A 23453-nucleotide genomic window follows, 5' to 3' on the forward strand; every position below is an offset into this window, starting at 1 on the left:
GCGGGGACGCACGTCGATCACCGTCCCGTCTCGACCATGAGGTGCGGCGCGATGTCCACCTCGAAGGTGCGGGCCGTGCGAAGGTCGTCGTTGTAGTCGATCTCGTGGACCAGACCGGCCTCGGCGTCGTTGACGTAGGCGCGGGAGGTGTCCACCTGGAGCGTGGGTGGATGTTCGGCGTCGACGGTCGCCACCAGCGATGTTCGGGCGATCTCCTCCCCGGTCTCGGGGTCGAGGGAGTGCAGGGCGCCCTCACCGTCCAGGGCCAGAACGGGCATCCCCTCGCCGACCGCGGTGACGGCGATCGTGTCGTCGAGGTCGAGGGCGCGCCACTGGGCCGCGGCCAGGTCCAGGACCCACGGGTCGCCATCGGTGGACAGCGCGGCCAGGACCGCCGATCCGGGGCGGTGATGGAAGGAGTCGACGCGCCCGGTCCCCGGGTAGGACAGGAGGGACGCTTCGAGGGCGTCGTCCTCCTCGGTCAGGTGCAGGGCGCCCTCGGCGCAGCCCACGACCAGGCCGCGGCGGGTGACGGCCGCCCCTCGGGGGTCGGCGCAGGTCTCGTCCAACGTCTGGGCGGACCCTCCGTCCCTGTCCAGGGACCGGACCGCGCCGTCGTCGTCCACGGCGACCAGGCCACCGCCGAACGGCAGGGCGAGCGACGTTTCCTCGGAGGTCGGGTCGACGGCGGAGACCGTTCCGTCCTCCAACCCCTCCCGTTCCAGGACCAGGGAGGTACCCGCCTCATCGATGACCGAGGTGAGCACGGTGTCGGTGACGACCGAGGAGGTGGTGACCCCGTCCAGTGCGCCGACCGGCCCGGTGCCGGTCCGGTAGTAGTGGTTGTGATCGCCGTGGTCGACCGTCCATACCCCGCTGTCGAACACCTCTGTCATCCCATCACCGGATGAATTGAGGTAGGCGAATCGGCCATCCCCGGCGATGCCGTCCGCTCCGGGGACGGTGCCGAGTTCGCTGGTCTCCTCGGTGATCAGGTCCACCAGTCGCACCTCGCCGCTGTCGGCGTCGGCCAGGACCAGCCGGGACTGCGGTTCGGCGGCCTCCTCGGCCCCTTCGACGTAGCCGTGGGGTGTTTCCTCGGCCTCGGGCGCCTCGTCCCGGGGCGGTTCTCCGGCGCAGCCGGCCAGGAGCAGGGCGCACAGCCCCACGGCTGCGGCCTTCGCTGTGGTCAGGGGTCTCACGGGGTCATCGACCTCTCTTCGAGTCGAGGGTGGGAAGGGGACGTGGCGGAGGGGGTCGTGGGGTGCTCTCGTCGCGTGAGTCGAGAACGCAGGGCCGAGAGTGCCACCGAGACGAAGAAGAACGCCACGGCGGTCGCCGCGATGCTCGCCCCGGCCGCGGTCTCCCAGTGCCAGGAGGCCAACAGCCCGACGAAGGTCGAGGCGACGCCGATCAGGGCGGCGGCGCACATGATCGTCGGCACGCTCCTGGCCCACAGCACGGCCGCCGCGGGCGGCGCGATCAGGAGGCCGAACACCAACAGGGTGCCGACCACGTGGAAGGAGGCGACCACGGCCAGAGTGACCAGGGCGAGCATCGCGGCGTGGGCCGCGCGCGGGGCCAGCCCCAGGGTGTGCGCCTTGCGGGGGTCGAACGCCAGGGCCATGAACGCCCGGTGCCCCACGACCGCCACCACCAGTGCCACCAGCAGACAGATCCCCAGGTGCCACAGGTCGCGTTCGCGTACCGCCAGTACGTCACCGAAGAGGAGCCCGGTGAGGTCGACGGCGAACGTGGCCGAGTGGGAGACCAGGATGACGCCGAGGGAGAGCATGCCGACGAACAACAGTCCGATGCTCGTGTCCTGCGACAGCCGCGGGGAGCGGTTCAACAGGGTGACCCCCGCGGCCATGGCCCCGGCCGCCAGGGCGGCGCCCAGGAACAGGCTCTGACCGAGCAGGGCGGCCAGGGCCACCCCGGGAAGCATGCCGTGCGACATCGCGTCCCCGAGGAAGGCCATTCCCCGCAGGACGACCCACGTTCCCGCGATCGCGCAGATGAGGGAGACGAGGGCGCCGCCCCACAGCGCCCGCTGGACGAAGGTGACCCCGAACGGATCGATCAGTGCTTCCATGATGGGACACTCTACAACGATAACCATTATCGTTTTAACATCGGGTCGAATGAGGGGAAGGCGGAGGAAGCGGATGAACCACACCGAGTTGCGGAACGTTCACGCGGGGTACGGGCGTGAGGACGTGCTGAAGGGGGTCGACGCGCACATCCCCCAAGGCCGGGTCACCGCGCTGGTGGGGGCCAACGGCGCGGGCAAGTCCACCTTGCTCGCGGTTTTGGCGGGCACCCTCAGGCCGCGCGGCGGTGAGATCGTCCGGGCCACGCGTGCCCGTCCCGCCTTCGTGGTCCAGCGCAGTGCGGTGTCCGACACGTTGCCGCTCACGGTGCGCGACGCCGTCGCCATGGGGCGCTGGGCCCATCAAGGCCTGTGGCGGCCACCGACCCGACACGACCGCGCGGTGGTGGAAGGGGCGATGGAGCGGGTCGGTATCGCCGACCTGTCCGGTCGCCAACTGGGAGAGATCTCCGGGGGCCAGCGCCAGCGCGCCCTCATCGCCCAAGGACTGGCCCAGGAGGCGGACCTACTGCTGTTGGACGAGCCCTCCGCCGGCCTGGACCGTGGGGCCAGGGAACGGATCGCGCGGGTGATCGCCTCGCTGCGGGGCGAGACCACCATCGTGCACGCCACCCACTTCCCGGACGAGGCCGCGGGCGCCGACCACCGTCTCACCCTGGACGAGGGCCGGGTGGCGTAGGCGGACCGGGCCCCGGTCCCCTCAGCCCTGGAAGCGCAACCCGTGCGCGCCCCGGTAGGCGGCCGGCTCCGGCTCGCTCCAGCCCTCCAACAACTCTGGAGCGAGCCGGTACACCTCCACGGCCAAGGGGCGGCACACGTCGATCGGGTCCCGCGCGTCCGGACCCCACAACGGCACCGACAGGTCCCCGCCCGGACACGTCGACAGCGCGCACAACAGGTCCTGTTCGGCGAAGAACTCCAGGAAGTCACCGGGACGGGCGGGCGAGGCCTTCATGAAGTAACGGTCCTCGTCGTTGAGCCCGGTGCACTGGAAGACGTTGAGCACGTCGTGCACGTCGAACTCGGTCAACCCGTGCGGCAGTACCGCCCGGGTCAGGTTCGAGTGGCAGTGTAGGTCGAAGTCCTCGCCGGTGAGCATCCGGTTGACGTACGGATCGCAGCGGGTGCCCAACAGGTCGTGCACGCGCCCGCCGTCGGCGTCGGTGCCGTACCACGCCAGGCTGTCGGCGGTGATGGTGACCAGCGGCCGCAGGTAGGGCAGCGTGGACCAGAGCCGGTCGTGGGTGGACACATGGGCGCTCTGCAATTGCCGGGTGCGCGAGGCCCACAGGCGCTCCCGGGGATTGTGCGTGTTCCACACGTTCAGGTCGCCCACCTGCGGGCCCTCGGGGGTCAGGATCCGGAACAGGTGACCGGCGGGCACCCGCCAGGCCCGGCCCGAACGGATCGGGATCGTGAACCGCTCCACCGGGACACGGCCGTCGGTGTGCGTGGCCAATCGGTCGTAGAAGGCGGTGTCGACGTCGAGGGCGCCGCCCGCAACGGCTCGGTAGGCGGCTTCCGGTGAACCCATGGGACTCCGTTCGTTGGTGTTCCTTCAGGCCTTGACCGCTCCTTGGGTGAGGCCGTTGACGAAGCTGCGCTGGAAGAGGAGGTAGACCACGACGATGGGGGCGATCACGATCAGGCTCGCCGCGGACAACAAGGGAATGTCGGTGCCGTACTGGCCCACGAACAACCCCAGCCCGGTGGGCGCGGTGCGCAGGTCCGGGTCCTGCATCATCACCAACACCAACAGGAACTGGTTCCACGACCACATGAACACCAGCACCGCCAGGGTGGTGATGGCCGGCCACGAGATCGGCAGCAGTACCCGGGCCAGCACGGTGTGGTCGCGCGCCCCGTCCACCCGGGCGGCCTCCACCAGCTCCCGGGGCACCGAGGCGAAGTGCGACTGCATCCAGTACACGCCGAAGGGTAGGAACAGGGCGATCTCGGCCAGGATCACCCCGGTGTAGGAGTTGGTCAGCCCCACCTCACGCATGTTGAAGTACAGGGCGATGACCAGCAGTTCCACCGGCAGGGTCAGGCCCAGCACGAAGGCCAGGGAGATACCCTTGCCACCCCACACACCCAGGATGGACAGCGCGTACCCGGCCAGCGTCGCGAAACACACCGTCAAGGGCACCACGAAGACGGCGATGACGAAGCTGGACCACATCAGTCGGCCGAAGTCGCCGCTCTGCCAGGCGAGCGCGAAGTTGGACCAGGACCACTCACTCGGCAGGGAGAACGCGCCGACCTGCCCACCGGCCGGGTGCACCGAGGCCAGCGCGATCCCGACGAAGGGCGCCAGCACCAACACCGCCAGGGTGCTCAGCAGCCCGTACCGCAGCGCGGTCGTCATCGCCGAACGGTTCACTTCGCCTCCCGGGTGAGTAGACGGATCACGCTCACCAGCACGATGACCAGCAGCGTCAGCACCACCGCCAGCGCGCTCGCCCCGCCGATGGTGCCCTCGTTGAACGCCAACCGGTACACCAAAAGGGCCGGCACGTTGGTCTGTCCGGCCGGTCCGCCGTTGGTGGTGACGAACACCAGGTCGAAGGAGGCCAGGGCGGCGATGGTGGTGATGACCGCGGCGATGCCGACCTCGCGGCGCAGCCCGGGCAGGGTGACGTAGACGAACCGGCGCAAGGGGCCGGCGCCGTCGATGGCGGCGGCCTCGTTCAGGGAGGGGTCGATGCGTTGGGCCCCGCTCATGAACAGGACCATGCACAGTCCGCTCATGCACCAGGTGCCGATCAGGCCCAGGGCGATGAGCGCGAAGTGGTAGTCGCCCAGCCAGGCGCGGGTGATGGCGCCCAGCCCGATGGTTTCCAGGGCCCGGTTGATCATGCCTTCGTCGCTGTAGAGCCAGCGCCAGGTGATGCCGACCGCGACCAGTGGCAGGACCTGGGGCAGGAAGAACACGGTGCGGAAGAACGTCATCCCGGTGCGTACCCGGCCCAGCAGTAGTCCGGTGAGAAGTAGCCCGATCGCGATGGGGATGAGTGAGAAGAACACGATGAGGATCAGGCCGTTGAGGATGGCCTGGGCCAGCAGTGGTTCGGTGAGTACCCGGGTGTAGTTGGCCAGGCCCGCCCAGGTGGGTGGTGCCACCCCGTCCCAGTCCAGGAAGGAGAACCACACGGTGCTGGCCGCGGAGTAGATCGCGAAACCGGCGTAGACGGCCAGCGCGGGCAACAGGTACAGCCAGGCGCGCAGGCGCGACCGCCCGGGGCGCCGGGCCCCGGCGGTCGCGTTCCCGCGCAGCAGCGCGCCACTAGCCATGGACGCGGTCCCACTCGGTCTGCAGATCGGACAGGAACGTCTCCTCGTCGGTTCTCCCGGCGATCAACCCCTGCACCCCAGGGGTGAGCTGGTCGATCATGCCGGGCGTGGCGAAATCGGGGAAGGGCACGATGCCGTCCTGCTCGGCGGCCGTCCCGTAGACGCCGTTGATCTCCTCCAGCACGCCGCCCTCCCCGGTGGAGGCGTCGGTGTCCACCGGCATGAACCCGGTGTCCAACTGGATCCGCGCGGCCTCCGGCGAGGACAGGTAGTCCAAGAACGCCGCTGCCACGTCCGGGTGTTCGGTGCCCGAGGAGACCGTGTAGGAGACGCTGGAACCGGAGGTCATCGGTGCCTGCTCCGGGTCCTCACCCGGCAGGAGGAAGAAACCCACGTCCTCGCCCAGGGCCTCCTCCATCTCGAACGCCGCCCAGTTGCCGATCATCAGGAAGGCGCTCTCACCGTTGCCGAAGGCGGCCTTTGCGTCGTCGTCGGAGGTGGCGTTGGCGCTCTCGGGTATGTATCCGGCGTCCACCCACCGAGTGAGGGTCTCGGTCGCCTTCATGGCCCCGTCGGTCTCGATGGTGGAGTCGGGAGCCCCGTGCACCCAGTCGCGGTAGGCCTCGTGGTCGCCGAAGGCGTTGAGCAGCGTGTTCCAGACCTGGAAGCCGCCCACCTCCAACCCGCCCACGCTGAACGGGGCGATGCCCTCCTCGTCCACCGCCGCCAGGGCGTCCTCGAACTCGTCGAAGGTCGCGGGCGGCTCCTCCACCCCCGCCTCCGCCAACAGTTCACGGTTGTAGAACACCCCCAGCATGGACAGCGCCCCCGGGACGGCGTAGAGACTTCCGGTGCCGAACCGGGTGGCGTCCTCGTCGGCGCGCAACGGCTCCAGGCTCGCCTCGGGGAAGGACTCCTCCCACCCGTAGGCCTCCACGTACGGTTCCAGGTCCATCACGTGCCCGCTCGGGATGAGCGAGCGCATCGCCCCCGGGTTGTACTGGGCGAGGTCGGGCGCCTCATCGGAGGACATCGACAACGTGACGGTCTTGACGTAGTCGGTGAACGGGGTCTGCTGCAGCTCGATGGAGACGTTGGGGTGCTGCTCGGTGAACCCCTCGACCAGCTCGGTGGAGGGCGGGTCGTCGGTGTAGGCCAAGGTCAGTTCGACCGGCTCGTCGGTGATGGTGGTGGACACGTCCTCGGGCACGTTGTCGCGTTCGCCGTTCCCGCTGGACAGGGTCGCGCACGAGGTGAGGAGCAGGACGGCCGTGGCACCGGCCGCGACCCGGATCAGAGGTCGGTCGATTCGTGAACGGATGGACAGTGGATCGGTGGACCTGGTGGACATGGTGTCCTCCGTGGTTGTCGGGTCTGCCGGGCCGGACCGGTTCAGCCGGTCGTCGAAGGGGGTCTCAGACGGGTGTGTTCGACCTGGTCGAGCGAGTGGCGCAGGGCGCCCTGGACCACGGCGTCCTCGCCCAGCCGGGACAACTCCAACGGGGGAGGGCCCAGGCGTTGGCGGCGCAGGTGGGCGCGCAGGGCCGCCAACAGCGCGGGACCGCACCGCGCCATGGGGCCGCCGACGACGACCACGTCGGGGTCGAGCAGGGCGCGGACCGCGCCGACGCCCTGGGCGAAGCGACGGGCGATCTCCTCCAGCGCCGTCAGGGCCGCGGGCGCTCCATCGACCACCGCGGCGACGACGGTGGCGGTCCGCGCCTGCGGTCGCGCCAGTCGGGTGAGCAGGGCGTGGTCGCCGCGCTCACGAGCGGCCTCGCGGACCAGGCCGGCGAACGCGCCGGTACCGGCCCAGGCCTCGAACGCGCCCAGAAGGGTGTCGCCTTCTTCCCGGGCGGGCTCGGGCGCGTCGGTGAACAGGTCGAGGTAGCCCAGGTCCCCGGCGTCGTTGGCGGCGCCACGATGCAGCGCACCCGCCACGACGATGCCCGCGCCCACCCGCTCGCCCCAGTGGATCAACACCATGGAGCGGTGCCCGGCGCCGTGCCAGAGTTCGCCCACGGTGGCGAGCTTGACGTCGTTGTCCAGGTAGACCTCGCAACCGGCCGCCTCACCCAGCGCCCGGATCAGCGCGTCGCCGGTGACACCGGGCATGCTGGGCGCGAATCGCACCCGTGCGGTGGCGGGGTCGACTATGCCGGGCACACCGATCGAGGCGTGCCACACCCCGCCGGCCTCGATCCGTGCCTCGGCCAGGACCCGGTGCGTGGCCTCGGTCAGCGCCCGCGCCACGACCTCGGAGTCGACCTCCTCGAACCCGGGCGGTGATGTGTGGTGGGCGGCCACGATCGCGCCCGACAGGTCGGCCAGACCCACCCGGATCCCCTCGGGGGAGACCGACGCGCCCACCACGTGTGCGGCCTCGGCGCGGAACCGCACCCGCTGGGCGGGCCGGCCCGAACCGGCCCCCGAGCGCATCGGGGCCAGGAACTCCACCAGGCCGGCCTCGCTCAGGTCGGACAACGAACGCGACACCGCCTGCCGGGACAGCCCCGTCCGTCGGGCCAGCTCGGGGGCGCTGGTGTGCTCGACCGTGCGCAGCAGGGTGAGCACGGCGGTCGTGTTGACCTCGCGCATGTACCGCGTGCCCGCTGCGACCGGCACGTCCACGTGCCCCCGCCCCTTTCCACCCTTGCCCGTCGGTGAATTAGGTATGTACCGTACGTAACTCCCGAGCATCCCGGCAAGAGGGGCGATCCGATGGCCGACACTCCGAAGGACCCGCCCATTTGGGGCGAATCCGTGGACGCGCTGGCCCACCGGGTCCTGGGCCGATCACACCGTCCGATCGACTTTCGTGAGCGCCCCGGCGCGAAGCGTTCCTTCACCTACCACGTCGAGGGGGGAGCGCTCACGATCGAGGCGACCGACGCGGTGGCCGCCGCCGTGGCCCTGCACACCTACCTGCGCCGTGAGTGCGGACGCTCGGTCACCTGGGACACCCCGCTGCCGCTGCGGGTCGACCACCCCGAACGGGTACGACCCGTACACGGCACCGCCGAGGTCGACCAGGGCTACTACCTGAACTTCTGCACCACCGGGTACACCAGTGCCTACTGGGACTGGGACGACTGGGAACGCGAGATCGACTGGATGGCGCTGCACGGCGTCACCATGCCGCTGACCGTCGTGGGCCACGAGGCCGTCCTGTTCGAGACCTACACCCGCCGTGGCCTGGAACCGGATCGGGTGCGGGCCTTCCTGGGCGGCCCCGGCTACCTGCCCTGGCAGTACATGGGCAACCTGGACGGCTTCGCCGGCCCCCTGCCCGCCTCATGGATCGACGGCCATCGGGACCTGGGACTGCGCATCCTGCGGCGCCAACGCGCCCTGGGCATGACCCCGGTGCTGCCCGGGTTCACCGGACACGTGCCGGCCGAACTGGCCCCCGACCGGACCCGCGCCCGCACCTGGCACGGCCTGACCACCCACGTCCTGGACCCCGCCGACCCCCGCTACCCCGAGCTCGCCGCCGACATCGTGTGCGTCCAACGGGAACTGTTCGGCACCGACCACCTCTACGCCATCGACCCGTTCATCGAGATGGTCCCGGTCGACGCGGACCCCGGATTCCCGGCGCGGCTGGCCCGCGCCACCCTGGACGGGCTCACCAGCGCCGACCCCCACGCCGTGTGGGCGCTACAGACCTGGCCGTTCTCCTACCAGAGCCGGTTCTGGAGCGCCGAACGCGTCACCGCCTTCCTTGAGGCCATCCCCGACGAACGCCTGCACCTGCTCGACCTGTGGGCCGAACACGACCCCCAGTGGAGCCGCTTCGACGCCTTCGGCGGCACCCCCTGGACCTGGTGCGCCCTGCTCAACTTCGGTGGACGCAGCGAACCCATCGCCGATCTGCAGGGCGCCGTGGACCGCGTCGGCGAGGCCAAACGGGCCGAGTACCCGCCGACCGGCATCGGCCTGTCCATGGAGGGCACCCGCAACAACCCGGCGTTCTTCGAACTGGTCGCCGACCAGGCCTGGTGGCGGACCGAGGACGTGGCCACCGACTGGCTGCCCGACTTCGTACGGCAACGCTACGGCTCCGACGACCCCGCCCTGCTGTCCGGCTGGCGGGGGCTGGCGGAGACCGTCCTGGGCGCCTCGGGGGTGCGGATCTTCCCCGAACAGTTCAACGGGGTCCTCACCCGGCGCCCCGACTTCGCCGACCTGGCCGCACCCGAACGGCATCGAGCCGAGGTCGAGGGCCTGGTCTGGTACCCCTGGCCACGCCTGTCGCGGGCCTGGGCGGACCTGGTCGGCGCGGCCGAGACCGACCGGGCCCTGGCCGAGGGGCCCTTGGCGCACGACCTGGTCGACGTGGCCATGGCGGTGCTCTCCCGGACCGCCGACCGCCACCACCTGGAGCTGGTCGAACACGCGGCCCGGCACCGGGAGGTCCCCGAGGATCTGCTCGGCCGGTTCCTACGGGTGTTCGACGACCTGGACGCTCTGCTGGACACCCGGCCCGAGTACCGTTTCGCCACCTGGGAGGCCAAGGCCACCTCCTGGGCCACCAGTACCGAGGATCATCGTGTGCTGGCCGACAACGCCCGCCGCGTCCTCACCGTCTGGATCAACCTGGACAACCTGCGGCTGGACGACTACGCCGCGCGCCTGTGGTCGGGCCTGGTCGGCGGTCACTACCGCGTGCGCTGGGAGCTGTGGGGAGGGCTCCTGACCCAGGCCCTGACCGAACCCGAGCGGGCCGCCGCCCGCCTGACCGATCGCCTCAGTGACCACGCCGACCGGTTCCTGCGGCACGGACCCCCGGCCCGGCCCGCGCCCACCGAGGGCACCCTCGCCCTCTCCCGTCGACTCCTGGACCACTACGGCGCCGACCGCGACGGCGGCGGTTCGATCGGGGGACGGGTCGGGTGAGATGCGCCGGTATCGACGTGGGCGGCGGAGGGATCCGTGTGCTCGTCCACGACGGCGACCGCACGGTCCGCTCCGGAGAGGACGTTCCGGCGCCCCGAGGGGAGAGGGGGCTGGATCTGGACGGGTTGGCCGCACGCCTGTCCACGCTCCTGACCCGGGCCGCCCCGGTGTTCGACCGGGTGGCCATCGGCATGACCGGCCTGCCCGATCTGGTCCCCGACCCCGGTGAGTTGGTCCGAGGCTTGCGGGGGCGCGTACCGGTGGGCACCGTGGTGCTCGCCGGGGACTCGGTGACCACCCATGTCGGAGCCCTGGGCGGCCGGCCCGGCGTGGTGGTCGCGGCCGGCACCGGCGCGGTCGCGCTCGGCACGGACCTGGAACGCACCTGGAGCCGCGCCGACGGGTGGGGGATCCTGCTCGGCGACCATGGCGGGGGAGCCTGGGTGGGACGGGAGGGACTCCAGGCCGCGCTGCGTGCCCACGACGGCCGACGCGGTGGTTCGTCGACTTTGTCGAGCCACCTCACCGCACGCTTTGGCAGCGTGAGCGCGCTGGAACACCGGGTCTACGCGGCCTCGGCGGCGGACGCCGCCACCGTCCTGGCCGGCTTCGCCCCCGACGTGGCCGCCGCCGCGCGAAGCGGGGACGTCGTGGCCCGAAGGATCTGGCAGGAGGCGGGCACGCACCTGGGCCGGGCCGCCGTGGCGGCCGCCGCACCCGGGCTGGCTCGGCGCCTGTCCTGGGGCGGCGGGCTCTTCTCGGTGGGCGAGACCGTGTTGGGGCCGATGCGCGCCGAGGTGCTGCGTCGCATGCCCGAGACCGAGTTCGCGACCCCCGAGGGAGGGTCGGTCGAGGGCGCGCTCACCCTGGCGCTCACCCCGCCGATCCCGCACCCGCCCCACCTGTACGTCTTCGATGGGCCGGCGGGTGCCTAGTCGCCGGCGTCGTGTTCGTTGTAGGTGCCGGCGCGCTCCTGGCCGGTGAGGTCGCCGATGGAGTCCATGATCCGGTCGGTGATGACCCGACGGGCCTTGCCCGGGGCCAGGTGATCGAACCCGGTGGAGAAGTCCAACGGCTCGCCGAACCGCACGGTGAACCGGCGCGGGCGCGGCATGTTCGCACCGATCGGCTGCACCTCCTGGGTACCGCTGAGCCCGACCGGCACGACCACGGCCTTTGACTCCAACGCCAGGTGCGCCACTCCGGTGCGGCCCCGGTACAGACGCCCGTCCCGCGAGCGGGTGCCCTCGGGGTAGACCACGCAGGCCTCCCCGTCGTTGAGCCGGCCCAACATCATCTCCAGCGACATCATGGCGTCGCGTGCGTTGCCTCGGCGGACCGGCATGGCGCCCAGCGCGCCGAACATCGTCTTGGTGAGACGACCCTTGACCCCGGGGGTCTCGAAGTAGTCCGACTTGGCCAGGAACCGGACCCGACGCTGGGTGACCGACAACGGTATGACGACGCTGTCCACGAACGACAGGTGGTTGCCGGCCAGGATCACCGGCCCGGTGGCGGGGACGTTGTCACGGCCCTCGATGGTCGGGCGGCACAGGGTCCGGGCGAGGACCGCAGCGGTCTGCCGCAACGCACCGTAGAGCACGTGTGTTCTCCCTAGTCATGGGGTCGGACGCCGTGAGCGAGGGACGGCCGAACCCAATGTAAGGGTGACCGATGGGTAATGAAACGCGCGCGCTCGAAAGAGTGCTCCAGGTCACCCACCGGCCATCGTGGTGTTCAGCCGATCGGTCGCCAGTCGGCGTTGGCCCCGCACACCACCAGGCACGGGTTCTCGCCCGGGACCCGTCCGGCCAGCCAGGCGGCGAAGGGCACCGCGGCGGCCGGTTCGGTGGCGATGCGAAATTCCTCCCACAGGCGGGTCTGCGCGCTGATGATCTCGGCGTCGGAGACCAACGCCGGGGTGATGGGTTCGGCGCGCAACACCTCGAAGGGCACCCGTCCCAGGGTGGAGGCGCCCAGGGCGGAGGAGGCCACCGACTCCACCGGGGTGCTCACCGGCTCCCCGGCGGCCAACGCCGCGTGCATGCTCTGGCAGCCCTGCGGCTCCACGCCCACCACACGACGGCCGCCCGCGCCCAGGCGCACCCCCGCGGCCAGTCCGCCTCCGCCCACGGCCACCACGATCGAGTCGCAGTCGGGCACGTCGTCGACCACCTCCAGACCGATGGTGCCCTGTCCGGCCACCACCAGGGCGTCGTCGAAGGCGTGCAGGTAGCGTGCCCCCTCGGAGTCGGCCCGCTCGCGGGCGGCCTCGGCGGCCACCGCGTAGTGCTCGCCGAGCCGGACGATCTCGGCGCCGGTGGCCTCCAGCGGTGCGGCCTTGGCCTCGGGGATCGTCTCGGGCACGTACACCGTGGCCCGCACGCCCAGGATGCTCGCGGCGGTGGCCACCCCCAGACCGTGGTTGCCGCCAGAGGCGGTGATGACCCGGTCGGTGGGTTCGCCGCCCAGAAGCGCGTTGAGCGCCCCGCGGAGCTTGAAGGCCCCGGTGCGCTGGAGGTGCTCCAACTTGAGGGTGAGGGGATGTCCGTCCAGTTCGGTGCGCATCACCGGAGTGCGCCGGGCGTGCGGGGCGATGCGTTCGGCGGCTGCACGGACGTCGGTGGCCGTGGGTACTGCGGGCGCGGTCATGGTGCTCATGTTCCCACTCTGTCGCTACCGGCGGTTAACTTAAAGTTGGGTCTTCTAAAGATCATTAAGCACAACTTTGTGTCAACTTTTGTCTGAGCGCGAGGAGGGCCGGATGCTGGACGCCAACCGGGTGCGGATCCTGGTGGAGATCGCGCACGCCGGATCGATCACGGCCGCCGCCCAACGGCTCTCCTTCACCCCGCCCGCCCTGTCCCAACAGCTCACCAAACTCGAACGCGAACTCGGCTGCCGCCTGGTCGAACGGGGCCGCACCGGCGCCACCCTCACCCGGGCCGGGCAGGTCCTGCTCGAACACGGCGAGCGCGTCCTGGGGGAGTTGCGCGACGCCGAGGCGGCAGTGCGCGAGGCCGCCGGACAACGCCCCGACCGGCTCTCCCTCGGCGCCTTCGCCAGCGCCGGCAAGGTCCTGCTGCCCGAGACACTGGCGGTGTTCGGCCACGAACATCCCCACGTGCGACTGTCGCTGTCCGACATCGAACCACCCGGCGGCCACGACCTGGTCGCCTCCGGGGACCTGGACCTGCTCATCACTCACCGCTACCCCGGGGTGCCGCTGCCCCGCGCCGGTGGCCTGCGACGCGAACGCCTCCTGGTGGACCCGCTCATGGTGGTGGCCCCCGTCGGACACCCCGTGGCCGACACCGAGATGAGCCTGTCCGAGTTGGCCGAGGAGGAGTGGATCTGCGGCGCCCCGGGCATCCACAACCGGGTGAGTCTGGACATCGCGGCGGCCGCCGCCGGGGTCCACCTCACCGTGGCCTACGAGACCCGCGACTACGAGGTGGCCCTGGCCCTGATCGAGGCCGGTGTGGGCATCGCGCTCATCCCCGGGAGCATCCTGGGCGCCGCCCGCGGCGACGGGTGGGTGAGCCGACCCCTGCGCGGCGTGGACCTGGCCCGCGAGATCTACACCGTGCACCGCCGCCGCCCGCCCGAACCGGTCCCGGCCATGCTCGCCACCCTGCGCCGCGTCGCGGCCCGCACACCGCCCACCCGAGGAACCGCACCCGAAACCGACCTCGACACGCGATGAGTTCCACGCCACGCTGGGGTCGGTACAGGGGACCATGGAATCCCCGAACGACCAGGAGCCATCGTGACCACACCCGCGGGTCTGCTCGTCCTCAGCCTTCCCATCGCCGACCGGATGAGCGCGATGGTGTTCTACCGCGACGCCTTCGGTTTCGAGCTCGTCGGCGAACCCGCCGAGGACGGTGTGCCCGAGCCCCTACAGTTCCGACTCAACGACCAGGCGCTGCTGATGTTGGTCCCCACCGGAGGGTTCGGCTGGGTCGTCGGGGACGGCCGTGAGATCGCCCGACCCGGAACCAGCGAGTGTCTGCTGAGCATGGCGGTCCCCACCGAGGACCACGTCGCACAGGTCGTGGACCGGGTCACCGAGGCTGGGGGCGAGGTCGTCACCCCGCCCCAACACCACCCGTGGGGTCACTCGGCGGTCTGCGCCGACCTGGACGGCCACCTCTGGCAGTTGACTTCCTCCCCACGGCTGAAGCCGGGGGATTCCGACCCGACCTGACGGCCGGGTGGCGCTACGTGCCTCGCGGCCGTAGCTGGTTCCTGCTTCGCAGACCGCCCAACGGCGAGGTCTCCACAGGCTGGCACCGCATGCCCTGCGGCGCGTGTCCACTTGGCTGTCGTGAACGAAAAGTAGTCTACCGGATACGGAGAGCGGCTAACCCCACGGCTGAAGCAGGGGGTCTGCGCCGCTAAGAACCGATCATCGTCGAACCCACCGGCTGAGGAGGCTACAGGGGCGGGGATCCGGGCGGCCTGGGCGCGTTCCAGCGGTAGCGCAGCGACATCATCCGCATACCGAAACACATCAGGGCGCCCACCACGGCCACCCACCAGGCCGCGAAGCCGAACAGGTTCCCGACGACCACGATCCCCGCGCCGAGCATCGCCGGGATCGCGTACAGGCGGGAGTTGGCGCTGAGTACCGTCGGTACCCGATTGAGCATCACGTCGCGCAGGGTGCCGCCGCCCACCCCGGTGATCACCCCCAGGATCACCGCCTGCATCGGCCCGAACCCGTACTCCAGTGCTTTGGTCGATCCGATCACCGCGAACAGGCTCAGCCCCGCCGCGTCGAACAACAGGATGGGCTTGCTCAGGTGGGTGAGCTGGCGGTTGAGGAAGAACGCCAACGTCGCCCCCGTCAACGCGACCACCAGGTAACGCCAGTCCTGGAAGGTCGCGGGGGTGTCGCCCAACAGGACGTCGCGGATGATGCCGCCGCCGATGGCGGTCACCACCCCCAGGACCATCACCCCCACGATGTCGACCCGGGCGGAACGGATCGCCGTCAGGGCGCCGTCGAGGGCGAACGCGAAGACCCCGAGGAGGTCGAGGACGAGCAGAACATCGAACGAGGTCATGAGCGTGCGCCTGAGAGGCGGTTCCCTTCCGGACGCGAACCGAGTTGCCGACCGCGATTCCCCACCCTAATCCGCCGTGCTCTAGGGTGCGGCACATGTCGCAGCCCGAATCCTTGCTCCTCACCCGCCACGAAGACACCGCCGACGACCACGCGCCCCCGGTCGTACGCGCCGTCGACGTGGACTTCGTACGTGGCGGGAACCCGATCCTGCGCGGGATCTCCCTGACCGTCCGGGCCGGGGAGCACTGGGCGCTGCTGGGTGCCAACGGCGCCGGCAAGAGCACCCCTGCTCGGTCTGCTGGGCGCGCTCTCCCACCCCACCCGCGGCACCGTGGAGGTGCTCGGCCACCGCCTGGGTCGGGTGGACCTGCGCGAACTGCGCTCCCACATCGGCCACGTCAATCCGAGGCACACCCCCGACGGGCCGCTGGCGCTGCGCGAGGTCGTGCTGACGGGCCTGTCCAACACCACCGCGTGGCCGCCCCGATGGACACCCGATACCGAAGAGGCCGACCGGGCCGAACACCTGATCGACCTGCTCGGGCTCGCCCACCGCGTCGACGCCCCCTGGACCACCCTGTCCCAGGGGGAGCGGGGACGCGCGCTCATCGCCCGCGCCCTGATGCCCGACCCGCGCCTGCTGCTGCTCGACGAACCCGCCACCGGCCTGGACGTGGCCGGACGCGAACAGCTCATCGAACGGATCGACACCCTCCAGTACACCTGTCCCGAGCCGGCCACGGTCCTGGTCACCCACCACCTGGAGGAGTTGCCGCCCGGCACCACGCACGCGCTGTTGCTGCGCGAGGGGACCCGCCAGGCCGCGGGCCCGGTCGAGGGGGTCCTGACCGGCGAAGGGATCGGCGCCTGCTTCGACCACCCGATCCGCCTCACCCGTGTGGACGGCCGTTGGGCCGTCCACAGCGCCCGCGCGATCCGCCGCCCCTGACGGTTTCGCCCGCGCGGAGAGGAGAATCGCGTGTCGGTCTTCCCACCGACCCGGCTCGGAGGGAGCATCGGGTGAGACCACCGACCAGAGGGCGGAAACAGAGACCATGGAACACCTGGACGCGATCGTCATCGGCATGGGACCCGGGGGAGAGGTGGTGGCCGACAGGCTGCTCACCGAGGGACGCCGGGTGGGGGTGGTCGAACGCGAACTCATCGGCGGTGAATGCGGCTACTGGGCGTGCATCCCCACCAAGGTTCTGCTGCGCGCCCCCGAGGTGCGCGCGGAGGCCACCGAAGCGGCCGGGACCACCAGTCCCGACCTGGACTGGTCGGCCCTGCGCGATCACCGCGACCAGATGATCCGCCACCTGGACGACTCCAAGCAGGTCGAGGGCTACCGCGAACGCGGCGCCCGGGTCCTGCGCGGCGTCGCCAGGGTGGTGGGCCGCGACCCCTGGCGGGTGGCGGTGGGCGAGACCGAGGTGACCGCCGACCACGTGGTGGTGGCCACCGGCTCCAGCGCGGTGCGCCCGCCGGTGGACGGACTGGACGACCTGGGTCCCGACCTGGTGTGGACCAACCGTGAGGCCACGACCCTCACCGAGATCCCGCCCCGCGCCCTGGTCATCGGTGGCAGCGCCGTCGGTGTCGAGTTGGGCGCCTTCCTGGCCGGGATGGGCACCAAGGTGACGATCGTCCAGCGCGGATCACGGCTGTTGGACCGCGAGGATCCGCGGCTGTGCGCCCTCATCACCGAACGGTTCGAGGCCGACGGTGTGGACGTGCGCACCGGTGCCCAGGTCGAGTCCGTGCGCCGGGATGGTGACGGTGTCCTGGCCACCCTCTCCGACGGCTCGAAGGTGCGCACCGACGTGGTGGTACTGGCCACCGGACGACGTCCCCGAGGAGACGAGCTCGGCCTGGCCGAACTGGGCGTGGAGATGGACGGGTCGGCGCTGCCCATCGACGAGCACTGTCGGGTGGCCCCGGGACTGTGGGCGGTGGGCGACGTCAACGCGCGCGCGATGTTCACCCACGTGGCCAAGTACCAGGGGCGGATCGCGGCCGACGGTGTCCTCGGCTCCCCGCGCACCGCCGACTACACGGCCGTGCCCCGCGTGGTCTTCTCCACCCCCGAGATCGCCGCCGTGGGCCTGACCGAGGAACAGGCGCGCGAGGCGGGCGTGGACGTGGTCACCTCCGAGGTCGACCTCACCGAGGCGCTGGCCCGTCCCTGGACCTACGCCACCGATCCGGTCGGCCACCTCGGGCTGGTCGCCGACCGCGAGCACGGGGTATTGGTGGGAGCCTGGGCGTTCGGGCCGCTGGCCGCGGAGTGGATCCACACCGCGGCCCTGGCGATCCGGATGAGGCTGCCGGTGGAGGCGCTGCGCGACTCCATCCCGCAGTTCCCCACCTTCAACGAGGGCTACCTGGCGGCCCTGGACGCGCTCGACGTGTGAGGCGCCCAGGGCAGGGGCTCAGCCCTGGAGCGCGGCGGCCTCCTCGGCCTCCACACTCTTGTTCCACTCGGCCTTGGAGGCCTGCCAGCCGTCCTCGTTACGGCCCAGCCTCCAGTACCCGGAGATCGAGAGCTGTTCCTTGGCCAGACCCAGCTCCACCCGCAGCATTCGGCGCAGGTCGCGTACGAAACCCGCCTCGCCGTGCACGAACGCGTGCACCCGGCCGTCGGGGAATTCCAGTTCCCGCACGGCCGGGACCAGCAACGATCCGGGGGTGGCGTCGCCGCGGTGCAGCCACCGCACGTGCACGTTCTCGCCCTCGGTGAGCTTCTGCTCCTCGGCGGTGTTCTCCACCTCCAGGAACACGTGCGCGATGGCGCCCTCGGGCAGGTGGTCCAGGGCGGCGGCGATGGCGGGAAGGGAGCTCTCGTCCCCGGCCAACAGGTGCCAGGCGGCCTCCGGGTCGGGGGCGTAGGCGCCGCCGGGGCCCAGGAAACGCAGCCGGTCCCCGTGGCGGGCACCGGCGGCCCACACCCCGGCCAACCCGAGGTCGCCGTGGTGGACGAAGTCGATGCTCATCTCACGCGCGGCCGGGTCCCAGGAACGCACGGTGTAGGTGCGGGTGACCGGCCACTGCTCCCGGGGCAGCTCGGCGCGCGCGGCCTCCAGGTCGAAGGTCTCGGGGTCCTGCGGGGTGGGCGCGGGGAACAGCAGCTTCACGTAGCTGTCGGTGGAGCCGTTGGTGTCGAAAGCGGCGAGTCCCTCACCGCCCAGTACGACCCGGATCATGTGCGGGGTCAGGCGCTCCACGCGCTCGACCCGACCGGTGTGTACGACCTGCTTCGGACGTGATGGCCGCTCCGACACGGCGCCCCCTCTCGCTCAGGTTAGGTGAACCTAACCAAGGACACCGTAGGCCACCACGACCGAACCGGGCAAACCGGCTTCCATCAGGTGGGAACCGTGAACGCGGTGTGCAATCGGGCGTCGTGCTCGTCGGCGCCGGCCCACAGCGCCGCCACCCAGGCCGCGCCGCCCGCGGTGCAGCCCGCTCCCAGCACCGGCGAGGCCGTGCCCAGGGTGAGCTTGTGCGTCAACGACTCCCGCACCGGAGCGGATCGGGCCAGCACCCCGCCGGCCAACACCACCGGTGACCGTTCACCCGGAACACGCACCTGGTGCACCGACTGCGCCAGGTGACCGGCGGCCGCGTTCACGATCACCTGCGCGGCGGCGTCGCCCTGGTGGTGGGCCTCGGTGACCAGCGGCGCGAACTCGGCCAGGGCGATCGGCGGGCCGGCCGTCAGCGTCCGGGCGAAGTTTCGGGCGTGCTCCTCGGGCATGTGGTCGGGCCCGTTGGGGCGCTGGCCGGGGATGACCCTTTTGGCGATGGAGCGCGCCAGTGGACTGAGCTCACCACCGATCCCCAACTGCCGGGCGGTCTCCCGGGCCGCCTGATGCCCGATCCAGAACGCCGACCCCTCGTCGCCGATCAGCCACCCCATCCCGTCCGCCGACCGGGCGCGCCGCCGACCCTCGATCCGGGTGGCGATCGCCCCGGTTCCGGCGATGAGGATGGTGCCGTCGCGTTCGGGCGTGCCCGAGGCGAAGGCCACCACGTCGTCACCGATGAAGCGCACGGCGCTCGGGGTCAGCCCCGCCTTGGTCATCGCCCGATCCATCCGGGCGCGGACGGCCTCCTCGCGCAGTCCGGACACCCCGGCCAGTCCGACGACGGTGGCGGCCACGGCCTCCCGGGCTCCGGTACCGGACCGGTCCAACGCGGTGCCGATCGCCTCGGTCAGTTGCTCCGCGGCCCTTTCGGGACCGTGGGTGTTGGGGTTGGCGCCCCCGGACCGGGCCTCGCCCCGCCGCTCGCCGGTCAGGGTGGTCACCAGGGCACGGGTGGTGGTGCCCCCCGCGTCCACCCCTACGACCAGGGCAGGGGAGGAGGAGAGAGGATTTCGTCGTGTCGTCACGAACAGAGGGTGCCCCGACCCCGGCCCCCTTACTCGCCCGACCAGCGCCGGAAAAAGCGGTGGCCGTCATCTCCCGTGGCCTGATAGTCATCGACCATGACGAAGAACCAGCAGGCCGTACCCATGAACGGGGCCCCGCGCGCGTGGACCGTGCGCCACGGGGACCGCGACGACTTCGCCGAGGTGGCCCGGGTCGTCGGCCTGGCACTCCTGGCCGACGAGTCCCCGGAGTCCATGCTGGAACGCATGCGGCCCCTGCACGACGCCGAGGGCTACGACCGGGTCCTGTACGCGGTGGACGACCGCGAGGGGCGTGAGGAGGTGGTCGGTTCCACCAACCACTTCCCCTACGAGATGACCCTGCCCGGCGGTCCCCGGGCGGTCGCCGGAGTGACCGGCGTGGGCGTGTGGCCCACCCACCGCCGCCAGGGCGTGCTCAGCTCCCTCATGCGCCGCCAGCTCACCGAGATCCACGAGTCCGGGGTCCACCACGCCGCCCTGTGGGCCTCCGAGGGTTCCATCTACGGACGCTTCGGCTATGGCCTGTCCGCCATCGAGACCTCGCTGACGGTCCACCGCCGCCACACCGTGCTGCGCGCCGACGCGCCGCGTGACCAGAACCTGCGCGTCATCCTGTCCGACCCCGAATCGGTCCGCGCCGACCTGGAACGCGTGCACCGCGAGGTCGCCGCCGTCCAACTGGGACAGTTCCAACGCTCCCAGGCGTGGTGGGACAAGCAATTGCGCGACGGCCCCAAGCAGCGCCGCGACCAGGGTCCGTTGATGGCCGTGGTGGTCTACGCCGGCCACACCCCGCTCGGATACGCCCTGTACCGCACCAAGGCCGGCTGGGGAACGGACGGATCGCAGGGCGAGGTGCACGTCATCGAGTTCACCGCCACCACTCCCACCGCCCGGGTCGCCCTGCTGGAACACCTGTTCAACCGGGACCTGACCGCCACGGTGACCTTCCACGAGCTGCCCGCCGACACCCCGATCCCGCACCTGTTGGTCGACCCCGAACGCGCCCGTCTCACCCCGCAGAACTCCCTGTGGGTGCGCCTGGTGGACGTGCCCGGCGCGCTGCGCGAACGCACCTACAAGGCGCCCTTTGAAACGGTCCTGGAGGTCACCGACCGCTACGCCCCCTGGAACGCCGGCCGCTGGCGGGTCAAGGCCGACACCGACGGCGCCCACGTGGAGGCCACCGAGGCCGCCGCCGACCTGGCCCTGGACGCCTCCCACCTGGGTGCGGCCCACCTGGGGCAGATCCCGCTCACCGGTTACCTGAACGCCGGCCTGATCACCGAGCACACCCCGGGCACCGTCGAGCGCCTGGACACCGCCCTGCACCGTACCGACGCGCCCTTCTGCGGCGTCGTCTTCTAAGAAGCGGGGAGGGATACGCGGACACCGCCCCGCACCGGGAACGGCCACCACCGCGCGGGGTGGTGTTCTGAGCGTCCGCCTCCGCTGGTGGGCATGTCGTGTCCCACCGCCGACGCGCACACGTGCCACCATCGGATCGGCCCGACCACCGACCCAGGGAGCGACATGACCAAGCAGATCCTCGAAGGCGAGTACCGGCCCAGCGCCTCCCAACGGACCAGGGACCAGGTGGAGCAGTACGAGCGCACCGGCGGCCGTGAGGCCAACACCCTCATGGACACCGGCATGCCCGTCATCATCCTCACCACCCGCGGCCGCAAGAGCGGCGACGTGCGCAAGACCGCCCTCATGCGGGTCGAACACGACGGCGAGTACGCCGTGATCGGCTCCGAGGGCGGCGCTCCCACCCACCCGGCCTGGGTGCACAACCTGCGCGCCGCCCCCGACGAGGTCGCCCTCCAGGACGGCCCCGAGCCCTTCGCCGCCCACGCCCGCGAGGTCGAGGGCGACGAACGGGGCCGCTGGTGGGACCGGGCCGTGGCCGCCTACCCGCCCTACGCCGACTACCAGAAGAAGACCGACCGCCACATCCCCGTCTTCGTCATCACCAAGGCCTCCTGAGCGGCCACCCCGTCAGGCCCGGTCCCGTTCCTCGGGGAACGGAACCCGGGCCGCCGAGAGCACCGACCCCAACGTCTTGCCGTGGGTGTCCGTGTGCGGGGACGTGGTCACCGTGTCATCGGACGCCCGCGCGCACACCACGATCAGGGCGTGCACGTCGTCCATACGGTGTACCTCCACCGGGCCGCGCACCCGATCGGACAACACCTCGCGCACCAGCTCCGGGGTCAGGCCCGCGCACAACACCGGGTACCAGCGCTCCTGCCGGGCGATGACCGCGATCGTGTTGAGGTTGCCCTTGTCCCCGGCCCTGGTGTGCGCGATCTCGCGCAGGACCACGCTCATACCGTTCCCTCCCCGACATAGGTGGTGCGGGGCTCGACCAGGTCGCGTCCCACCGTGGTCGACAGGATCCCGATCACCTCCGAGGCGCGGGTGCGGACCCCGCCGCCACCGGCCGGCCCGCACGTGTACAACGCGGTGACCTCCTCCTCCACGGCCTGGGCGATGGTCCGGTCCGCGCCCAGTCCCGCCACCCGCAGCCTGCACTCACCGACCTCGGCGGGGTCGTCCCCGCCACCGACGAGGTCCACCCGCACCGGAAGCAGTCCGCGCAACCGTTCGCGCACCACCTCACCGGCCAGCCGGGCACGCGCCCGAGCCCCGGGCCCGGCGTAGGAGATCTCGCCCTCGCCGCGAAAACCCGCCCAGTACCCCACGCTCACCTTGAGCCGCTCCGGCCGCGCACGGCCGCGCGCCCCCGACACCCGCACCCGGTCCGCTCCGACCTCCTCGGGCCGCACCCCGGTCAGGTCCAGGGTCACGTCCGGGGTCAGATAGGCGGTGGGGTCGGTGACCTCGTACGTCAGCTGCTCGGTCACGGTCCACCGGTCCACCCGCCCGCCCGTCCCGGGGAGCTTGGTGATCACCGCCGTACCGTCCCGGGAGACCTCGGCCAGCGGGAACCCCAGGTTCGCCAGGTCCGGGACGTCCTTGACACCCGGGTCGGCGAAGTAGCCGCCGGTGACCTGACCGGCGCACTCCAACAGGTGCCCCACCAGCGTTCCCGCCGCCATCGGCTCCTCGTCCCGAGGGTCCCACCCCAGGGAGTCCAGCAGCGGCGCCAGGAACAGGGAGGGGTCGGCGGCCCGCCCGGCGATGACGACGTCGGCGCCCCCGCGCAGCGCGGGCAGTAGGGCGTCGACCCCCAGATAGGCGTTGGCCGAGACCAACTCGCCGTGTTCCTCCAGAGGGCGGCCGTCCTCCCAGGCCGGCGCCGAAAGGTCGATCCGGTCCAGCACGTCGTCACCGGTGACCGCCGCGATCCTGGGCGACACACCCAGTTCGAGGGCCAGTTCGCGGGCCATGCGCGCGGCGCCGATCGGGTCGGCCGCCCCGGCGTTGGTCACCAACCGGGTGCCCCGGCGGGCCAGGGGCTCCAACAACGACGACAGGCGTCTGCGCAACAGCGGGTCGTGGCCGGGGCCGGAACCGTCGGTGGCGCGCAGGGACGCCAACGACACCGTCCTCTCGCCCAGGCACTCCAGGACCAGCGTGTCGAGCGCGCCGCGCTCCACCAGGTCGACGGCGGGTTCGAGGCGGTCGCCCGCGAACCCCGCCCCACAGCCGATACGGACGACTTCGGACACGTGCACTCCTTCGGTATCGGT

Annotated in this window: 23 protein-coding genes and 1 pseudogene; 10 read left to right on the forward strand and 14 right to left on the reverse strand. The window is 71.4% G+C overall.

The annotated features are described in order from the left end of the window. Positions 1-17: 17 nt before the first annotated feature. Both ACWGSK_RS23140 and aztB read right to left on the reverse strand, forming a co-directional pair. Entirely contained in the window at positions 18-1202 is a 1185-nt protein-coding gene (locus tag ACWGSK_RS23140) for an ABC transporter (protein ID WP_358506188.1), read from the reverse strand. Then, complete coding sequence (gene aztB / locus ACWGSK_RS23145; protein ID WP_452456725.1) at positions 1199-2095, reverse strand: zinc ABC transporter permease AztB; 897 nt, start codon at positions 2093-2095, stop codon at positions 1199-1201. Before aztB ends, ACWGSK_RS23140 begins: the two co-directional genes overlap by 4 nt. Before the next feature lie 73 nt (positions 2096-2168). On the opposite strand from aztB, the gene aztA reads away from it, so the two are divergent. Continuing rightward, entirely contained in the window at positions 2169-2792 is a 624-nt protein-coding gene (gene aztA, locus ACWGSK_RS23150) for a zinc ABC transporter ATP-binding protein AztA (RefSeq protein WP_452456726.1), read from the forward strand. Positions 2793-2813: 21 nt separating this feature from the next. Here aztA and ACWGSK_RS23155 read toward each other — a convergent pair whose 3' ends face one another. From ACWGSK_RS23155 to ACWGSK_RS23175, 5 genes are read right to left on the reverse strand one after another with little or no spacing between them, the layout of a single operon-like run. Continuing rightward, the gene (locus tag ACWGSK_RS23155) at positions 2814-3647 is read right to left on the reverse strand and encodes an urea carboxylase-associated family protein (RefSeq protein WP_358506181.1); all 834 of its coding nucleotides are present in this window, start codon (positions 3645-3647) and stop codon (positions 2814-2816) included. Positions 3648-3671: 24 nt separating this feature from the next. Then, the gene (locus ACWGSK_RS23160) at positions 3672-4481 is read right to left on the reverse strand and encodes a carbohydrate ABC transporter permease (RefSeq protein WP_452456727.1); all 810 of its coding nucleotides are present in this window, start codon (positions 4479-4481) and stop codon (positions 3672-3674) included. An 11-nt stretch (positions 4482-4492) separates the two neighbouring features. Then, a complete protein-coding gene (locus ACWGSK_RS23165) occupies positions 4493-5407 on the reverse strand; it encodes a carbohydrate ABC transporter permease (protein WP_358506177.1) in 915 nt (304 codons plus the stop codon). Beyond that, positions 5400-6758 (reverse strand): ABC transporter substrate-binding protein, encoded by a 1359-nt coding sequence (locus tag ACWGSK_RS23170; RefSeq protein ID WP_358506174.1) that lies wholly within the window; start codon positions 6756-6758, stop codon positions 5400-5402. Before ACWGSK_RS23170 ends, ACWGSK_RS23165 begins: the two co-directional genes overlap by 8 nt. Positions 6759-6799: 41 nt before the next feature. Continuing rightward, entirely contained in the window at positions 6800-8038 is a 1239-nt protein-coding gene (locus tag ACWGSK_RS23175) for an ROK family protein (RefSeq protein WP_452456728.1), read from the reverse strand. Between the two features lie 90 nt (positions 8039-8128). On the opposite strand from ACWGSK_RS23175, the gene ACWGSK_RS23180 reads away from it, so the two are divergent. Together ACWGSK_RS23180 and ACWGSK_RS23185 are read left to right on the forward strand one after the other, a co-directional pair. Then, positions 8129-10306 carry an alpha-N-acetylglucosaminidase TIM-barrel domain-containing protein gene (locus tag ACWGSK_RS23180; protein ID WP_452456729.1) on the forward strand — a complete coding sequence of 726 codons (2178 nt, stop codon included), beginning with the start codon at positions 8129-8131 and terminating at the stop codon, positions 10304-10306. Then, a complete protein-coding gene (locus ACWGSK_RS23185) occupies positions 10303-11241 on the forward strand; it encodes an N-acetylglucosamine kinase (protein ID WP_452456730.1) in 939 nt (312 codons plus the stop codon). The genes ACWGSK_RS23180 and ACWGSK_RS23185 overlap by 4 nt, the downstream gene beginning before the upstream one ends. On the opposite strand, the gene ACWGSK_RS23190 is transcribed toward ACWGSK_RS23185, so the two are convergent. Further along, entirely contained in the window at positions 11238-11909 is a 672-nt protein-coding gene (locus tag ACWGSK_RS23190) for a lysophospholipid acyltransferase family protein (protein WP_358506163.1), read from the reverse strand. The two genes, ACWGSK_RS23185 and ACWGSK_RS23190, sit on opposite strands and share 4 nt — an antisense overlap. A gap of 134 nt (positions 11910-12043) precedes the next feature. After that, the gene (locus ACWGSK_RS23195; protein WP_452456731.1) at positions 12044-12967 is read right to left on the reverse strand and encodes a threonine/serine dehydratase; all 924 of its coding nucleotides are present in this window, start codon (positions 12965-12967) and stop codon (positions 12044-12046) included. 103 nt (positions 12968-13070) lie between these two features. Between ACWGSK_RS23195 and ACWGSK_RS23200 the strand changes: the two genes are divergently transcribed. Together ACWGSK_RS23200 and ACWGSK_RS23205 are read left to right on the forward strand one after the other, a co-directional pair. Beyond that, positions 13071-14012, forward strand: a complete 942-nt coding sequence (locus ACWGSK_RS23200) for a LysR family transcriptional regulator (protein ID WP_452456732.1) — start codon at positions 13071-13073, stop codon at positions 14010-14012. 63 nt (positions 14013-14075) lie between these two features. Continuing rightward, positions 14076-14516, forward strand: coding sequence for a VOC family protein (locus tag ACWGSK_RS23205; protein ID WP_452456733.1), 441 nt, complete (start codon positions 14076-14078; stop codon positions 14514-14516). Positions 14517-14745: 229 nt separating this feature from the next. Here the strand turns inward: ACWGSK_RS23205 and ACWGSK_RS23210 are convergent, their stop codons facing one another. Then, entirely contained in the window at positions 14746-15378 is a 633-nt protein-coding gene (locus tag ACWGSK_RS23210) for a trimeric intracellular cation channel family protein (protein ID WP_358506151.1), read from the reverse strand. 95 nt (positions 15379-15473) lie between these two features. Here ACWGSK_RS23210 and ACWGSK_RS23215 point away from each other — a divergent pair. The 3 genes and pseudogenes from ACWGSK_RS23215 to ACWGSK_RS23225 all read left to right on the forward strand — a co-directional run. Continuing rightward, a pseudogene (locus ACWGSK_RS23215) lies at positions 15474-15629 on the forward strand (hypothetical protein); the annotation flags it as partial. A gap of 10 nt (positions 15630-15639) precedes the next feature. Beyond that, the gene (locus ACWGSK_RS23220) at positions 15640-16329 is read left to right on the forward strand and encodes an ABC transporter ATP-binding protein (protein WP_452456734.1); all 690 of its coding nucleotides are present in this window, start codon (positions 15640-15642) and stop codon (positions 16327-16329) included. 106 nt (positions 16330-16435) lie between these two features. Beyond that, positions 16436-17794 carry a dihydrolipoyl dehydrogenase family protein gene (locus ACWGSK_RS23225; RefSeq protein WP_452456735.1) on the forward strand — a complete coding sequence of 453 codons (1359 nt, stop codon included), beginning with the start codon at positions 16436-16438 and terminating at the stop codon, positions 17792-17794. Between the two features lie 18 nt (positions 17795-17812). Here the strand turns inward: ACWGSK_RS23225 and ACWGSK_RS23230 are convergent, their stop codons facing one another. Together ACWGSK_RS23230 and ACWGSK_RS23235 are read right to left on the reverse strand one after the other, a co-directional pair. After that, entirely contained in the window at positions 17813-18661 is an 849-nt protein-coding gene (locus tag ACWGSK_RS23230) for a siderophore-interacting protein (protein ID WP_358506143.1), read from the reverse strand. Between the two features lie 83 nt (positions 18662-18744). Then, positions 18745-19722 carry an N-acetylglucosamine kinase gene (locus ACWGSK_RS23235; RefSeq protein ID WP_452456832.1) on the reverse strand — a complete coding sequence of 326 codons (978 nt, stop codon included), beginning with the start codon at positions 19720-19722 and terminating at the stop codon, positions 18745-18747. Positions 19723-19869: 147 nt separating this feature from the next. Here ACWGSK_RS23235 and ACWGSK_RS23240 point away from each other — a divergent pair, with 147 nt between their 5' ends. After that, positions 19870-21162 carry a GNAT family N-acetyltransferase gene (locus tag ACWGSK_RS23240; protein ID WP_452456736.1) on the forward strand — a complete coding sequence of 431 codons (1293 nt, stop codon included), beginning with the start codon at positions 19870-19872 and terminating at the stop codon, positions 21160-21162. 165 nt (positions 21163-21327) lie between these two features. Next, on the forward strand, positions 21328-21783 hold the full coding sequence (locus ACWGSK_RS23245; protein ID WP_358506140.1) for a nitroreductase family deazaflavin-dependent oxidoreductase: 456 nt from the start codon (positions 21328-21330) through the stop codon (positions 21781-21783). Between the two features lie 12 nt (positions 21784-21795). On the opposite strand, the gene ACWGSK_RS23250 is transcribed toward ACWGSK_RS23245, so the two are convergent. Both ACWGSK_RS23250 and ACWGSK_RS23255 read right to left on the reverse strand, forming a co-directional pair. Beyond that, positions 21796-22128, reverse strand: coding sequence for an AtuA-related protein (locus ACWGSK_RS23250; RefSeq protein ID WP_358506137.1), 333 nt, complete (start codon positions 22126-22128; stop codon positions 21796-21798). Continuing rightward, positions 22125-23432: an acyclic terpene utilization AtuA family protein gene (locus ACWGSK_RS23255; RefSeq protein WP_358506134.1), complete on the reverse strand. Its 1308-nt coding sequence runs from the start codon at positions 23430-23432 to the stop codon at positions 22125-22127. Before ACWGSK_RS23255 ends, ACWGSK_RS23250 begins: the two co-directional genes overlap by 4 nt. Positions 23433-23453 lie beyond the last annotated feature (21 nt).

It is taken from the genome of Nocardiopsis sp. NPDC055551 (genome assembly GCF_053619415.1).